Source organism: Tenacibaculum skagerrakense (assembly GCF_004345825.1).
GTDB classification, from domain to species: Bacteria; Bacteroidota; Bacteroidia; order Flavobacteriales; family Flavobacteriaceae; genus Polaribacter; species Polaribacter skagerrakensis.
The window spans coordinates 107,485-123,969 of sequence record NZ_SLXM01000005.1 but is presented as its reverse complement, the minus strand read 5'-3'; the positions used below and the strand labels follow the sequence as shown (position 1 = coordinate 123,969).

Below are 16,485 nucleotides of genomic sequence, written 5' to 3'. Positions count from 1 at the left end.
ACCATGACAACACAAACTACTCAAAAAATTCAATTAAACACCATTGAAGAAGCTATCAATGATATAAGAGCTGGAAAAGTAATTATTGTAGTTGATGATGAGGATCGTGAAAACGAAGGTGATTTTCTAGCTGCTGCTGAGAAAGTTACTCCAGAAATGATTAATTTCATGGCAACTCACGGTAGAGGATTAATTTGTACTCCTTTAACAGAAAATAGGTGTAAAGATTTAGAGTTAGAAATGATGGTAAACAACAATACCGATCCAATGGAAACAGCTTTTACTGTTTCTGTTGATTTAAGAGGTAAAGGTGTTACCACTGGAATTTCCGCATCTGATAGAGCTAAAACTATAGAAGCGCTTATAAATAAAGATACTAAGCCTTTTGATTTAGCTAGACCAGGACATATTTTCCCTCTAAAAGCAAAAGATGGTGGGGTTTTACGTAGAACTGGACATACTGAAGCTGCTATTGATTTTGCTAGATTAGCTGGATTACAACCAGCTGGTGTTATTGTGGAAATAATGAATGAAGATGGAACAATGGCACGTTTGCCGCAGTTGATTAAAGTTGCAAAAAAGTTTGATTTAAAAATTGTTTCTATTGAAGATTTAGTTGCGTACCGAATGGAACATGATTCTTTAATTGAAAAGAAAGAAGACTTTATGGTGCAAACACGCTTTGGAGAATTTAGATTAAGAGCTTATGAACAAACTACAAACAAACAAATTCATATTGCTTTAACTCGAGGTACTTGGGGTAAAAACGAACCAATTATTACTCGTGTAAACTCAAACCTAGTAAACAACGATATTTTAGGAACATTAACCAATGATGCTGATAAGAAATTAGACAGAATGTTTAATGTGATTAATGAAGACGGACGTGGAGCAATTTTATTTATCAATCAACAAAATCAGTCTTTAAACTTATTGAATCGATTAAAAGGGTTGAAAGAAAATCAAGAAAATGGAGAAATGAAAGCTCCTGCCATTGCTTTTGATAATAAAGATTTTGGTATTGGTGCCCAAATATTACACGATTTAAATATTCATAAACTTCGATTAGTGTCTAATACAAAGCAAGAAAAACGTGTAGGTATGATAGGTTACGGATTAGAAATTGTAGATTACGTAAACTTTTAATAAATAAAAAGAGCTTCTAAATGAAGCTCTTTTTTTATAAGTTATTTTTTACCTCTAGGTATTCTGTTATAATTTCGTCTAAAACTTGTTTAGCAGGTTTTATTTCATGAATTAATCCTGCAATTTGACCAATTTCTAATTCGCCTTCTTCTAAATCTCCTTCAAACATTCCGCGTTTCGCTCTTGCTCTACCTAATAAAGCTTTTAGTTCTTCAACACTAGGTCCTTTTTGATATAACTCTTGTACATCATTAAAAAACTTATTTCGTACCAAACGAACTGGAGCTAACTCTTTTAATGTTACATAGGTATCTCCATCTTTAACCTTTACAATTGTATCTTTAAAATGGTCGTGTGCAGAAGATTCTACAGTAGCTGCAAATCTACTACCAATTTGAACACCATCCGCACCCAAAACCATAGCAGCTAACATTCCTCTCCCCGATCCTATTCCTCCAGCAGATATTACAGGGATTTTAACCTGTTCTTTCACCATTGGAATTAACGTAAAGGTTGTTGTTTCTTCTCTACCGTTATGACCTCCAGCTTCAAAACCTTCGCAAACTACAGCGTCAACTCCAGCTGCTTCTGCTTTTAATGCAAATTTCACAGAGCTAACAACATGAACCACCGTAATTCCTTTTTCCTTAAGAAAGGAAGTCCATGTTTTTGGATTCCCCGCTGAAGTAAAAACGATTTTCACCCCTTCTTCTACAATTATATCCATGATTTTTTCAATATCTGGATACAACATTGGTACGTTAACCCCAAAAGGTTTATCAGTTGCTTTTTTACATTTCTGGATGTGCTCTCGTAACACCTCAGGATACATAGATCCTGCACCAATTAAACCTAAACCTCCAGCATTAGAAACCGCTGAAGCTAGTTTCCATCCTGATACCCAAATCATTCCACCTTGAATAATTGGATATTGTATATTAAAAAGTTGTGTAATCTTGTTTTGCATATAGCGAAACTACGAAATAACGCCCGAACCTAAAAGTTCTTCCTTACGATACCAAGCAACAAATTGTCCTTCTTGAATAGCTGATTGTGGATTTTCAAACTCAACAAACAAACCATTCTCAACCTTATATAATGTTGCTTTTTCTAAAGGTTGACGGTAGCGTATTCTAGCCTCAACCTCCATAATTTCATCTGTTTGTAATGCTAAATCTTCTCGAACCCAGTGCAATTCCTCATTAGAAACAAACAATACGTTTCTATACAAACCTTTATGATCTTTACCTTCTCCTGTAAAAATTACATTTTCATCTACATCTGTTTCAATTACAAAAAGTGGTTCTTTGGTTCCGCCAACAGCTAAACCTTTACGTTGTCCTTTCGTAAAATAATGCGCTCCTTGATGCTTTCCTACAACTTTCCCGTCAGAAACTAAATATTCAAACTTCTTTGATTTGTATGTCAATTCAGCTTGCTTATTTTCAAATCTTGGTAATGGTTTGTTATAAGCCTCAAAAGAACTTGGAACCTGTACAATTACACCTTCTTTAGGTTGTAATTTTTGTTGAAGAAAATCTGGTAATCTTACTTTTCCAATAAAACATAACCCTTGTGAGTCTTTCTTTTCAGCTGTAATTAAATCCGCTTCTTTAGCAATTTCTCTAACCTCAGGTTTGGTTAACTCTCCAATTGGAAATAAGGCTTTTGATAATTGTTCTTGCGATAACTGACATAAGAAATAAGACTGATCTTTATTCCCATCCTTTCCTGCCAATAATTTATAAACAGGTTTTCCATCAATTATTTCCTCTTCTTTTCTACAATAATGACCCGTTGCAACATAATCAGCTCCTAAGCTCAATGCAATATCCATAAATACATCAAACTTAATTTCTCTATTACATAAAACATCTGGATTAGGTGTTCTTCCTTTTTCATATTCATCAAACATGTAATCTACAATACGCTCTTTGTATTGTTCACTTAAATCAACCGTTTGAAAAGGAATTCCAAGTTTTTCAGCAACAATCATAGCATCATTACTGTCTTCAAGCCATGGACATTCATCAGAAATGGTAACAGAATCATCATGCCAATTTTTCATGAATAACCCAATGACTTCATACCCTTGCTCTTGTAATAAGTAAGCAGTAACACTACTATCTACTCCGCCTGAAAGTCCAACTACTACTCTTTTCATATATTGCCAAATTTAGGGTGCAAATTTACGAATAAGAATCTGTTTTTTTATATGGGTAATATTGATAAGCTTATAGAATAAAGTTATCGGTAGATTTTTAGATTACTCTTCCTCTTCTTCAGGTTTTTCATCATTTTTTAGCATGTTCTTTCTCGGTCTTCCTTTTTCAGAAACTTCGCCATCGATGTAATACTCCCACTTCCCTGCTCTAGCACCATCTGCATAGATTCCTTTTTCTTTAATAACACCTTTAATATCGAAATACTTTGCTAAACCATTCAACTTACCATCTACATAATTTACATCTTCAATTAACACTCCATTTTCAGTGTAAATTTTAGAAGAACCATGTTTTTTTCCTTCTTTATAATGAGTTTCTTCAGTAACATTACCATTATCGTAGAAATTTTTTACAACACCATTCAAAAGTCCATCTTTATAGTTTTCTTCTGAAAAAACACGTTTACCATCTTCAAAATAATAAATCCATTTACCTACCCTTTTTTTTCCAACCATTTTACCAGTAGTTTTTACTCTACTTTTATTGAAAAATTTTACAGTAGCTGTATCAGATTTTTTCGAGAAAATTTTCACTATTGATGGATATGAAGAACCCTGGTTGTAAAAAGTAAATGTGCCTATTTCTTTTCCATTTTGAAACTCTCCTTCATACCTAATGTCTCCATTATCATAAAACTTACGCCAAATTCCATCGCGTTTTCCATTAGCATCCAACTGATTAGTTTTTTGGCTAAATGCAATGAATGAGCTTACTACGAAACTTAAGATAATTAACAAGTTAACTTTTACCATTCTTTTTTTCTTTTGTCCGTATATTTAATAATTATAAATGTAAAAGTACATAAACCATACCAATATGAGTATTGATTTTTTAATTTCTGTTTTACAGAGTATAGAAAATCCTAAAAAGATAAATCGAAATAAAGCAGCAATTATTGTGTTAGAGCAACCCGAATTGTTTAAACATCTAGTAGATTTAACTTTTAGAGTAGACGATAAACTATCAATTAAAGCTGCATGGATTTTAGAATGGATTTGTACTCATTATAGTATTGATTATATTTTACCTTATTTAACGACTTTTACTAACGGTTTACCAAACTTATATTTAGACGGAGCAGTTAGAACTAGCGCTAAAATTTGTGAACATTTAGCACATGCTTATTCTAACAAAGAAGATAATAAAACAAAGCAATTTCTTATTGACAACCATATTAATCAAATTATTGAAGTTGGCTTTGATTGGTTGTTAACTGATAAAAAAATAGCCGTTAAAGCATATACAATGACAAGTTTATTTTTATTTGGAAAATATCGAGATTGGGTACATACTGAATTAGAACATATTATTAGAACTAAAGTAATTCATGAAGGTAAAGGCTGTACAGCAAGAGGAAAAAAAGTACTAGAGTTACTTGAAAAACATAGATTATCTTAAAAATTCCACCAATCAGAAACTCTTAACAGCTTTTCAGAAAATCATAACTACTTCCACTCTCTCTTGAATATATCTTTAAGGTGTTAACCATAAAATATATCAATAATGAAAAAAGACATTTTAAATTTAAAAGGAGTTAAGCAATTAACAAAGTTTGAGCAAATTGAAATTGAAGGTGGTCGTAATTTAGCAACTTCGGCTACTAGTTTGACACCAGGTAAAACAGATGTTGGAGACCCTAATAAAAAATACGAATGCTATTTTACACATATTGGACCAACATTGTATTTTTCTCATTACTCAAGTATTGATGAGTCAAATGGAGACAATATTAAATGTTATCGTTCTAGTTATTATTCTGAATTTTAAGTTTCATAACTATAAGTTTTTTTAAGCGAACTATTTGGTTCGCTTTTTTTATGGTGTTTTTGTATATTTCTGATAAAATTACGAAAATGAAAAAATTGCTCTTCTTATTATTTGCTTTAATCTTAATTTCATGTTCTCAGGAAGTTTCAAAAAAAGATTTGGAAGGAGTTTGGTGGTTTTTTGATGGAACTGGAAACGGAGAACTTTCTTTTAAAAACGACTCAATTACAATAGATAACGGATATGGACTTCCATATACTGGAAGCTATGAATTAAAAAAAGATAGCATTATAATTTATTTTGAAGGAAATGTTAAGGTTGATTATTTGAAATATAATTCAAAGGATTCATTACTAATATATAAGAATGCTAAATATTACAAAAGGTTTAGTTCTTTAGATTCATCAGAAAGGGTTCACACAAAATTTGACTTAATAAATATTAAATCCAAAAAAACCATACATTCTGATAGTTTAAATATTAATTCTAGTATTTTTCTAGCATTCAAAAATAAAAGTGATGAATTAAAATTAATATTAAATGGTAAAGTAACTACCACTGAAGATTTACCTGCTTTTCTCATAGTAAGAAACTGTTTTGGTGGTAACTCAACAAATTATTATGAGCCCTATTTAATTTTAGGAAAGGCTATAACAGTTCTAGATTTATCTAAAATTTATGTTTATTTGAATGTCATAAACCTTCGAAAAATAAAAGTTTTTTCTCATTATGATTTTCCAAACAGACTCTTTCATTATTACAACATAAGAGTTGATTTATTTAAAGAAAAACTTCTAAAAAATGGTCCACCTCCTGCACCACATGATATTTCTAGAAAAGACTATTTAGCAAAATTCAATCCTGATATCATAACCATGAAATCAAAACAAGACTTCAAAAAATTAAATTCTATCAAACCAAATTCTCATTATCTAGTAAGTATTGACCTTGATTTACCTATTGAAGATTATTTACATCTTACTCAAGAACTACAATCGATTGGAAAAAAGAAAAAAGCCAAAATTAGAACGGAGTTAATAAACCTATAAGTTCTCTTTTTTAACTCCATAAAAACTGGAGATTTCTCCAATACTTATTAAGGAAAACACCTTGCGCTTTAGCTTTCATCTCATTATATCTTGCAACCAATATTAATTAAAAAATCAAATAATGAAAAAAAGCATTTTAAACGTAAAGGGAGTGGAAGTAATTTCATCAAACAATCAAAAGAAAATCCGAGGAGGTGGATCACATGGAAGTCTAATAGATACAACACCTTTGGAACCGTTAAATCCAGAAGGTCCAGCCTTACCAAATTGGCAATGGATGTGTTATTCATCTGGTACTGCCTCTTACAACCACATACAATACTTTAAATCTGAAACCAATTTAAGTTTAACCGATAGACGTTATATCTGTTTTAAACTCTAAAAATGAAAAGCGAGCTTAAAAGCTCGCTCTTTTTATTTTAACTCATCTAAATTGGTAGGCTTTCGATATCCTTGAAAGGGTTGTTTCAAGAGTTCTGTTAAACTAGAATTTTTTACTTCATCAGGAAATGTATCTACTCCATACACTATTTTATCTCTGTCTAATTCCATATAAGTTCCTAACAAACGATCCCAAATAGAAAAAATATTTCCAAAATTAGAATCGGTATATGGTAATAGGTTATGATGATGTACTTTGTGCATATCTGGAGAAACAATCACATAACTCAATATCTTATCTAATTTTCTAGGCATTTTTAAATTCGCATGATTGAACTGAGTAAACACCAATGATAAAGATTGATATAACATGATAATATAAAATGGTGTTCCCACCAAAAATACACCTAACAACGTAAAGGCAAAACGAATTACACTTTCAATAGGATGATGTCGGTTTGCTGTTGTTGTATCTACTTTATGATCTGTATGATGCACTAAATGAACCATCCATAATGGAATAAACTTATGCTCCACCAAATGTGCTAAATAGGCTCCGAAAAAATCTAAGAATAAAACTCCCAAAATAATATAAGCCCATAGAGGCATTTCTGGTAACCAATTGATCAATCCGAATTGATTTTCTTCTACCCAATAAGAAGTTTGTAGTAATAAAAAGGCCAATGCGAAATTGATAATTACTGTGGTTCCTGTAAAAAATAAATTTGGCCAAGCATGTTTCCACTTATTATATCCAAATTTAAACAACGGAACTCCGCTCTCTAATAACCAAAAAAATGAAATTCCACCAACCAACAACATACTTCTATGTACAGTTGGCATATTTTCAAAATATGCTTTTATTACTTCCATGCTATGTTTATTTACATAACAAGTTTACTAAAAAACAGCCGTTTTTTGATATAAATACGTTAATAAAACTAAGAGATTGGTAATTTCTTCTTTAATTCCTCTACAATTCTATAAGTAGCCGGACAGATTTCTGTGTTTTTAATAGTTAAGTTTGTTAATTGAATGAACTTTTTTCTGTTTGTATGTGGATATTCTGCACAAGCTTTTGGACGTACATCATAAATAAAACAGGTGTTATCATTCAAATCTAAAAACGGACAAGGTGAAGTTTGTAACACGTGAAAATCATCTTCATCTATACGTAAATATTGAGCAACAAAATCTGGTACTTTCATTTTTAAATGCTTTGCAATACGCTCTATGTCTTTGTAAGAAAACATCGGACTAGTTGTTTTGCAACAATTCCCACAATTCAAGCAATCAGTACGCTCAAATTCTTCATCATGCAACTCTTGCATAACTAAATCAAGGCGTTTCGGTGTACGCTTTTTTAATTTTTGAAAATATTTCTTGTTTTCGGCAAGCTTTTCTTGCGACAGTTCTTTAAGATTTTCAAGGTCTTTATCCATATTGCAAAGCTACGGGAATATGAATTGAAATCGACCACATAAACCAATAAAATTATGTAATTTTGCTACTCGATTTAAATGAAATAGGTCAACTGATGAGCATACAATCGTTATTAGAAGCGAACGTTAAAGAAGGATTTAAAAAATTATACGATACTGAAATCCCGTCTGTAGAATTTCAAGCAACACGAAAAGATTTTGAAGGAGATATTACCGTGGTAATTTTTCCATTACTTCGATACAAAAAAGGGAATCCAGTACAAATTGGTGAAGATTTAGGAAATTACTTAGTTGAAAACATTCAAGAAGTTTCTAAATTCAACGTAGTTAAAGGGTTTTTAAACTTAGTTATTGATGATAGTTTTTACGTCAATTTCTTTAATGACATTTCTAAAAACGAAACTTATGGCTTTGTAAGTTCTGACGCTGATGCTAGAATGGTTGAATATTCATCACCTAACACAAACAAGCCTTTACACTTAGGACATGTTAGAAATGTGTTGTTAGGATATTCTGTTTCAGAAATTTTAAAAGCTGCCGGACATAAGGTATACAAAACTCAAATTATCAACGACCGTGGAATCCATATTTGTAAGTCGATGTTGGCTTGGAAACGATTTGGAAATGGAGAAACTCCAGAATCTACTGGATTAAAAGGAGATAAATTAGTTGGTAACTATTACGTAAAATTCGATCAAGAATATAAGAAAGAAATTGCTTATTTAGTAAATCAAGGAATTTCTGAAGATGACGCTAAAAAGCAAGCTCCAATTTTTGTTGAAGCTCAAGAAATGTTACGTAAATGGGAATCTGGAGACTCAGAAACTGTTGATCTATGGAAAATGATGAATGGATGGGTGTATGAAGGATTTGATGTAACCTATAAAAATATTGGAGTTGACTTCGATAAATTGTATTACGAAAGTGATACTTATTTATTAGGAAAAGATATTATTGAACAAGGTTTAGAAAATGGTGTTTTCTTTAAAAAAGAAGACGGTTCTGTTTGGTGTGATTTAACAGAAGACGGATTAGATGAGAAATTAGTATTACGTTCAGACGGAACAGCTGTTTATATGACGCAAGATATAGGAACTGCCATACAACGTGCTAAAGATTTTTCAGATTTAAACGGAATGGTTTATACCGTTGGTAACGAGCAAGATTATCACTTTAAAGTTTTATTCTTAATCTTAAAAAAGTTAGGTTATAGCTGGGCAGATCAATTATATCACTTAAGCTATGGGATGGTAGATTTACCATCTGGTAAAATGAAATCACGTGAAGGAACAGTGGTAGATGCTGATGATTTAATGGATGAAATGACCAATACAGCGCGTGATATTTCTCAAGAATTAGGAAAACTTGAAGGTTATTCTAACGAAGAAAAAGAATCCTTGTACAAAATCATTGGATTGGGAGCGTTAAAATATTTCATTTTAAAGGTAGATCCTAAAAAGAGAATTTTATTCGACCCTCAAGCTTCTGTAGACTTTCAAGGTAATACAGGACCTTTTGTTCAGTATACGTATGCAAGAATTCAGTCAATTTTAAGAAAAGCTGATTTTGATTATACTAGGACACTAAGCGGAGTCGAAGTGTCTTTACATATCAAAGAAAAAGAATTGATTAAGCAGTTAGAATTGTATCCTGAAGTAATTCAGCAAGCTGCGGCAAATTACTCACCTGCATTAGTTGCTAATTACACTTATGATTTGGTAAAAGAATTCAACTCATTTTATCAAAACGTGTCAATTTTAGGTGAAGAGGATGATGCTAAAAAAGTATTTAGAGTTCAATTATCTAAGAAAGTAGCGGATACAATTAAATCAGCATTTAGTTTATTAGGAATTAATGTTCCTGAGAGAATGTAGTAATTAAATGTAAGTCATTGCGATTGAGGTACGAAAGAAGCAATCTTTCCTTTTCAGATAAACAGATTACTTCTTCGCTACATTTTATTTCGCTTATCGTAATGACAATGAAAAATTAAAATAACTAGTGCAAAAAATATTATTTAAAAATACCGTCAAATTAATTATTGCTGGATTGTTAATAGGCTTTTTACATAAATACGATTTGATAATTGCGTTATTAATTTTCTTAAAGTTAATTCATACTTTTCATAGAAATTATAAAGCTGATACTTTTAGCATTATGTTTTTAATTGGTTTTATAGTAACGGGAGCTGTAGGTTTATTCTTTGAATATATTGGTACATCTTATAAATATTGGGAATACCATGATATTAGTAGACAAGTTCCTGCTTGGTTATTTTTTGCTTGGGGAGGTGCTTTTATAACCACTTACCAAATCAAAATGCAGATTTACAAAGAATTACCTGAGTTATCTGATAATATTAAACTATACATAACATTAATAATTGTAGCATTATTTCCAGCTTTTGGTGAAATGATAGCAATTAACTTGGGCACGTGGACATATCATTTACCTTATAAAGTCTTTGGAGTGCCTTTAATAGCTATAGCAGCTTTAATCATAATACATTTTACAATTCATAATATACTTAGCTTTTTCACTAAAAAATCAGGTATAAAAGACATTGTTTTTAATCCATAAGAATATAAAAATAAACAACTAATAGATAAAATATAAAATATGAAATACGACATCATTGTAATCGGTTCGGGACCTGGAGGTTATGTTACAGCTATTAGAGCTTCTCAACTAGGTTTTAAAACAGCAGTAATTGAGAAAGAAAGTTTAGGTGGTATTTGCTTAAACTGGGGATGTATCCCAACAAAAGCTTTATTAAAATCTGCTCAGGTATATGATTATTTAAAGCATGTTGATGAGTACGGTTTAAAAGCCGAAGCTATTGATAAAGACTTTGAAGCGGTAATCAAGAGAAGTCGTGGTGTTGCTGAAGGAATGAGTAAAGGTGTTCAGTTTTTAATGAAGAAAAATAAAATTGATATAATAGATGGTTTTGGAAAAGTAAAAACTGGAAAAAAAGTTGATGTTACTGCTGAAGATGGAACTGTAACTGAGTATTCAGCGGATCATATAATCATTGCTACTGGAGCACGTTCTCGTGAATTACCTAACTTACCACAAGATGGGAAAAAAGTAATTGGTTATCGTGAAGCTATGAGCTTACCTTCTCAACCAAAATCTATGATTGTTGTAGGTTCTGGTGCAATTGGAGTTGAGTTTGCACACTTTTACAATTCAATGGGAACAGAAGTTACTATTGTAGAATATATGCCAAACATTGTTCCTGTTGAAGATATTGATGTTTCTAAACAAATGGAACGTTCTTTTAAGAAAGCAGGAATTAAAGTAATGACAAATTCTTCTGTAGAGTCTGTTGATACTTCTGGAGAGGGAGTAAAAGCAACTGTTAAAACTAAAAAAGGAGAAGAAGTTTTAGAAGCAGACATCGTTTTATCTGCAGTTGGAATTAAAACCAATATTGAAAATATCGGATTAGAAGATGTTGGAATTGTAACAGATAGAGATAAGATTTTAGTAAACGATTGGTATCAAACAAATATTCCTGGATATTATGCTATTGGAGATGTAACTCCTGGTCCTGCGTTAGCACACGTTGCTTCTGCTGAAGGAATTACTTGTGTTGAAAAAATCGCTGGTTTACATACAGAATCTATTGACTATGGAAATATTCCTGGTTGTACATATGCAACTCCAGAAATTGCTTCAGTTGGATTAACAGAGGAAAAAGCAAAAGAAGCTGGTTACGATATTAAAGTTGGTAAATTCCCGTTCTCTGCATCTGGTAAAGCAAAAGCTGCTGGAACTCCTGAAGGATTTGTGAAAGTAATTTTTGATGCTAAATATGGTGAATGGTTAGGTTGCCATATGATTGGTGCTGGAGTTACTGATATGATTGCAGAAGCTGTTTTAGGTAGAAAATTAGAAACTACAGGTCATGAAGTATTAAAAGCAATTCACCCTCACCCAACAATGAGTGAAGCTGTTATGGAAGCTGTCGCTGATGCATACGATGAAGTAATACACTTATAATAGAAATAAATTTCAATAAAATATTTAAAAGTCATCAATTAAATTTGATGACTTTTTTTTCATGTATTTAACTAGTTTATAAATGCATAAAAAAACTTCTACTATAATAATTTGTTAAACTTAAACAATAGCTCAAAAAAAGAATTCTTTGGTACTATTCTTGCTCCATTCTAGGCTTAATCATAAAATAAATTTAAAAACCAGAAATTATGAAAAAAACTTTATTAAGTCTATTGCTATTAGGTGCTACAATTACCACAGCATTTGCTCAAGAAGAAGAAAAAAGACAAGAAGTTGGAATCAACTTTTCTTCATTAAATTCATTTGGATTCACTTACAAGACTGGAACATCTAAAAATTTATGGCGTTTTAATGTGTTAGCATTAAACATTAATAGTTTTGAAACAGAAAATGACGATAACGTAACTGGAAATGATCAAAGTAATATTGGTGCTCAGATTAGTATAGGTAAAGAATTTCGTAAAGCCATTACCAAAAATCTTGAATTTAGATATGGTTTTGATGTAGCATTTAGCTACACGCATTTAAAAAGTTCTAATTCTACAGCTACTGATTCTTTTGAACGAGAAAGCACTGTATATACACCTTCTGTAGCAGGCGTAATTGGCGTTAATTACGTATTTAACGATAATTTGGCTTTTGGTGTAGAGTTATTACCAAGATTCAGTTATCGTACTGGAGACTTTACTGAAACCAATAATACTGTTGTGACAAATGGAGATATTTCAGGATATAACTTTGGTTTTGGAAACAGTCCTGCCCAGCTTTCTTTATCGTATAGATTTTAAATTATAGAAATTAAAACTTACTACACCAAAACCTCGTAAATTGCGAGGTTTTTTTATATATTTAAGTGAAATAAAATTTAATAAAATGAAAGCAAAATATCAAAGTGTTTTAAACTTAGGAGAACAATTAGAAATCCAAAATGGAGATGTAAAAGAAGAAAATGGCGTTTTACATGTTTCGGGAACTGCTAAAAATCAGTATGAAAAAAACCTTTTATGGGATGAAATTAAAAAGGTTGGTGGAGAAAACCCGAGTGATATTGTAGCTGATATTAAAGTTGCAGATACCTCAGTATATGCTAATCATACTGTGAAAAGTGGGGAAACACTTGGAAAAATCGCCAAGCATTATTATGGTGATGCTATGAAGTACAAACAGATTTTTGAAGCGAATACAAACATTTTAAAATCTGCAGATTTAATTCATCCAGGACAAGAATTGGTTATTCCAAATCTTTAAATACTAAGTTTAAAACATCTACTACTATATAAAGAAACCTCGCAAATTGCGAGGTTTTTACTTTTGAGGACTATCCATTAATTGAAGATGCAAACTCTTTGGCCCCAGCCATAAACGCTATCTCTACAAGAAACGTCTCCAGGACCTAAAAATGGATATGCATCCCAACAATCTCTGTTTGAGTTACAGTAAACTGTTCCCCAGCCACCGCTAACTTGTTTTTGCTCTTTTTTACTAAGGGACTTTCCTAAATTTTGAATGTTTTTTAACATAATAATAAATTTTTAGATTTTTTATTTGGTATATTTCAATAAATACAACTTAAATATAATAATACCATTTAAAAACACCTAAAATGATTGTAATTTTTCATTTTTAAATTGTTAAATAATAAACATTAAAAAAACACAGCTTTAAACAATACATTAAAAAAAAGAAAATCAATTGATTATAATTAAATTGATATTTTTAACAGCTATTATTTAATAAAAATAGATTTTCGGCATCATTCTTGTTAACTTTTATTTAACAGAAAAACTACTATTATGCAATTATCATTTACTATTTTAAGTAAATTGAGGGGGAGATTGCTATGAATTACAAAAGAAAAGGTTACAAAACCAGAAAACCGAAACATGCTAGTTTCGGTTTTTTTATTAAGTCATTGCGAATGAAACGCAGTGGAATGAAGCAATCTGTAAATCGATAGTGAGATTACTTCGTCGAGTTACCAAACCAAGTTTGGTACATTCCTCGTAATGACGGAAACTCAACGTCATTGAGAAATCTTAATGTTTCAAACTCACTATAGAAAGATTACTTCGTCATTTCATTCCTCGTAATGACGGGAAAATTTATTAATTTAGATTAATGAAAAAGAGCTATGTATATTTTATTACCAATAAAAATAACTCAGTTATTTATATTGGGGTAACTACAAACCTAAAGAAAAGGGTTTATGAACACAAAACTAAAACTAGAAAAGGCTTTACATCAAAATACAATTGTGAAAAACTAGTATATTTTGAAGAATATAATTCTATAAAAGAAGCTATAATTAGAGAAAAGCAATTAAAAGCTGGTAACAGAAAAAGAAAAGAACAATTAATTAATACTTTAAATCCAGATTGGCTTGATCTTGCTGTTGATTGGGTTTTCAATATAAACTAACGTCATTGCGAATGAAACTAAGTGAAATGAAGCAATCTTAACATTCCGAACTCAGAATAGAAAGATTACTTCGTCATTTCATTCCTCGTAATGACGAAAGCTAAAATCATGAAGAAATACACTCGTCATTGCAAATGAAACGAAGTGGAATGAAGCAATCTGGTTGTCTCATCGCTAGCGCCCGAATCCTTTCGGGTGATATTATAAACTCTAATTCATAAACCCTATCTTATCTATTTCTAAAACTGTATCATCATCTTGAAAATTTCTCGCACTACTATACTTCCAATCTTCAGGGTTTGTTACAAAACCACTTTTAACAGGGTTAGTATGTATTTAGTCTATCTTTTGTTTAATAACTTTTTCACTCCACAATTCTATCGGTTGATTATTGTGTTGCCAAAATTGATATTTCTTAACGTTACTCTTTTTATTTCCTGCCCTTTTAAACATCCATAATAACCACTCTTTTCTACTTTCTTGAGGATTATTAGTTATTTCATTAACAAGTAACTTAGAAGTATACCGTTTAAAATCTCTTAATAATTCCATTGGCTTGTCATTTAAAGAACGAAATATTAAATGGATATGACTTGGCATAAAACAATAACAGTATAATTCCATACCTTTTTCTTTTCTACAATAATTTATGCTGTTTACTAATACATTAAAATATAATTGTCTTGTAAATACATCTATCCAATAAACTGTAGCGAAACTAACGAAATATAACCCCGATTTGTTGTGAAATTTATATTTTCTACTCATAGCTTTGCTAAATATATAAAAATTATATAAATAGTAATGCTAAACTAAGAGCTCTCGCTCGACTCCCGTCGAGTGATATTATTTCTACTATCAACATAAAAACTACCTCAATTATTAATATTAAGGTAGCTCCTATTTATTATTATTTTACTTTGCTCAGCTGGTACGGTACTCGATACAATCGAGCACTAGCCGTTTCTTTTATTCGTTCGAGCGCGAGCGGGGGGAACGTAATGAAAAAATCTCAACATTTTAACCCTAAAACAAAAAACTACCTCAATTATTTATATTAAGGTAGTTCTTTATATTGTTTTGACAAACTGGTACAGTACTCGATACAATCGAGCACTAGCCATTTCTTTTATTCATTCGAGCGCGAGCGGGTAAGCAATCTTAATGTTTCTTATTTAAAACAGAAAACTACCTCAATTATGTATATTAAGGTAGTTTACTTATGTTTTTTTGCTTGACATATACGGTACTCGACAGAGTCGAGCACTAGCCGCAACTTTTATTTATTCTGGCGCCAGCGGGGGGCACTAACCGCTACGTTTATTTATTCGAGCGCGAGCGGGTGAATGAAACGCAGTGGAATGAAGCAATCTGTAAATCGAAAATGAGATTACTTCGGCTAGTTACCAAACCAAGTTTGGTACATACCTCGTAATGACGAGAACAAAACGTCATTACTAACGTAGTGCAGCAATCTTAATGTTTCTTACTTAAAACAAAAAACTACCTCAATTATTTATGTTAAGGTAGTTCTTTATATTGTTTTGACAAACTGGTACAGTACTCGATATAATCGAGTTCTATCCATTTCTTTTATTTATTCGAGCGCGAGCGGGGTAGTACGGTACTCGATACAATCGAGCACTAGCCAATACTTTTTATTCATTCGGGCGTGAGCGGGGGAGATTACTTCGGCATTTCATTCCTCGCAATGACCGTAACTGAACGTCATTGCGAACGCAGTGAAGCAATCTCAACATGTAGAACTCAGAATAGAAAGATTACTTCGTCGATTCCTCCTCGTAATGACGGAAACGGAACGTCATTGCGTACGTAATGAAAAAATCTCAACATTTTAACCCTAAAACAAAAAACTACCTCAATTATTTATATTAAGGTAGCTCTATATATTATTTTGCTAAACTCGTACGGTACTCGATACAATCGAGCACTAGCCTTTTCTTTTATTCATTCGAGCGCGAGCGGGGGGATTCGAGCGCTAGCCATCAATCATTCGCGCGCCAGCTG

General features: G+C 31.6%; 17 protein-coding genes and 1 pseudogene. 11 read left to right on the top strand and 7 right to left on the bottom strand.

The genetic code is table 11. The features are described 5' to 3' along the window. The first annotated feature begins 3 nt into the window (after positions 1–3). Complete coding sequence (gene ribB, locus EV195_RS09620; protein ID WP_132794739.1) at positions 4–1,146, top strand: 3,4-dihydroxy-2-butanone-4-phosphate synthase; 1,143 nt, start codon at positions 4–6, stop codon at positions 1,144–1,146. A 34-nt stretch (positions 1,147–1,180) separates the two neighbouring features. On the opposite strand, the gene EV195_RS09615 is transcribed toward ribB, so the two are convergent. The 3 genes from EV195_RS09615 to EV195_RS09605 form a co-directional block, all read right to left on the bottom strand. Further along, positions 1,181–2,113 carry an NAD(P)H-dependent flavin oxidoreductase gene (locus EV195_RS09615; protein ID WP_132794738.1) on the bottom strand — a complete coding sequence of 311 codons (933 nt, stop codon included), beginning with the start codon at positions 2,111–2,113 and terminating at the stop codon, positions 1,181–1,183. Between the two features lie 9 nt (positions 2,114–2,122). Next, entirely contained in the window at positions 2,123–3,310 is a 1,188-nt protein-coding gene (gene mnmA / locus EV195_RS09610) for a tRNA 2-thiouridine(34) synthase MnmA (RefSeq protein WP_132794737.1), read from the bottom strand. Positions 3,311–3,412: 102 nt separating this feature from the next. Beyond that, entirely contained in the window at positions 3,413–4,123 is a 711-nt protein-coding gene (locus tag EV195_RS09605) for a toxin-antitoxin system YwqK family antitoxin (protein WP_132794736.1), read from the bottom strand. 64 nt (positions 4,124–4,187) lie between these two features. Between EV195_RS09605 and EV195_RS09600 the strand changes: the two genes are divergently transcribed. From EV195_RS09600 to EV195_RS09585, 4 genes are all read left to right on the top strand, one after another. Continuing rightward, a complete protein-coding gene (locus EV195_RS09600; protein ID WP_132794735.1) occupies positions 4,188–4,769 on the top strand; it encodes an adenylosuccinate lyase in 582 nt (193 codons plus the stop codon). Between the two features lie 105 nt (positions 4,770–4,874). Further along, a complete protein-coding gene (locus EV195_RS09595) occupies positions 4,875–5,138 on the top strand; it encodes a hypothetical protein (RefSeq protein ID WP_132794734.1) in 264 nt (87 codons plus the stop codon). An 86-nt stretch (positions 5,139–5,224) separates the two neighbouring features. Then, a complete protein-coding gene (locus tag EV195_RS09590) occupies positions 5,225–6,187 on the top strand; it encodes a hypothetical protein (protein ID WP_132794733.1) in 963 nt (320 codons plus the stop codon). Positions 6,188–6,308: 121 nt separating this feature from the next. Beyond that, entirely contained in the window at positions 6,309–6,569 is a 261-nt protein-coding gene (locus tag EV195_RS09585) for a hypothetical protein (protein WP_132794732.1), read from the top strand. A 32-nt stretch (positions 6,570–6,601) separates the two neighbouring features. Here EV195_RS09585 and EV195_RS09580 read toward each other — a convergent pair whose 3' ends face one another. Then, positions 6,602–7,441, bottom strand: a complete 840-nt coding sequence (locus tag EV195_RS09580) for a sterol desaturase family protein (RefSeq protein ID WP_132794731.1) — start codon at positions 7,439–7,441, stop codon at positions 6,602–6,604. Between the two features lie 68 nt (positions 7,442–7,509). Beyond that, on the bottom strand, positions 7,510–8,010 hold the full coding sequence (locus EV195_RS09570) for a YkgJ family cysteine cluster protein (protein WP_132794729.1): 501 nt from the start codon (positions 8,008–8,010) through the stop codon (positions 7,510–7,512). A gap of 95 nt (positions 8,011–8,105) precedes the next feature. On the opposite strand from EV195_RS09570, the gene argS reads away from it, so the two are divergent. From argS to EV195_RS09545, 5 genes are all read left to right on the top strand, one after another. Continuing rightward, entirely contained in the window at positions 8,106–9,884 is a 1,779-nt protein-coding gene (gene argS / locus EV195_RS09565) for an arginine--tRNA ligase (protein WP_132794728.1), read from the top strand. 127 nt (positions 9,885–10,011) lie between these two features. After that, entirely contained in the window at positions 10,012–10,590 is a 579-nt protein-coding gene (locus tag EV195_RS09560) for a hypothetical protein (RefSeq protein ID WP_132794727.1), read from the top strand. Between the two features lie 39 nt (positions 10,591–10,629). Next, positions 10,630–12,018, top strand: a complete 1,389-nt coding sequence (gene lpdA / locus EV195_RS09555; protein WP_132794726.1) for a dihydrolipoyl dehydrogenase — start codon at positions 10,630–10,632, stop codon at positions 12,016–12,018. 209 nt (positions 12,019–12,227) lie between these two features. Continuing rightward, positions 12,228–12,827: a hypothetical protein gene (locus tag EV195_RS09550; RefSeq protein ID WP_132794725.1), complete on the top strand. Its 600-nt coding sequence runs from the start codon at positions 12,228–12,230 to the stop codon at positions 12,825–12,827. Between the two features lie 85 nt (positions 12,828–12,912). After that, positions 12,913–13,287 (top strand): LysM peptidoglycan-binding domain-containing protein, encoded by a 375-nt coding sequence (locus EV195_RS09545; protein ID WP_132794724.1) that lies wholly within the window; start codon positions 12,913–12,915, stop codon positions 13,285–13,287. Between the two features lie 77 nt (positions 13,288–13,364). Here the strand turns inward: EV195_RS09545 and EV195_RS09540 are convergent, their stop codons facing one another. Next, entirely contained in the window at positions 13,365–13,559 is a 195-nt protein-coding gene (locus tag EV195_RS09540; RefSeq protein WP_132794723.1) for a hypothetical protein, read from the bottom strand. Positions 13,560–14,157: 598 nt separating this feature from the next. Here EV195_RS09540 and EV195_RS09535 point away from each other — a divergent pair. Then, positions 14,158–14,457 (top strand): GIY-YIG nuclease family protein, encoded by a 300-nt coding sequence (locus tag EV195_RS09535; RefSeq protein ID WP_132794722.1) that lies wholly within the window; start codon positions 14,158–14,160, stop codon positions 14,455–14,457. Between the two features lie 210 nt (positions 14,458–14,667). Here the strand turns inward: EV195_RS09535 and EV195_RS09530 are convergent. Beyond that, a pseudogene (locus EV195_RS09530) lies at positions 14,668–15,225 on the bottom strand (REP-associated tyrosine transposase). Positions 15,226–16,485 lie beyond the last annotated feature (1,260 nt).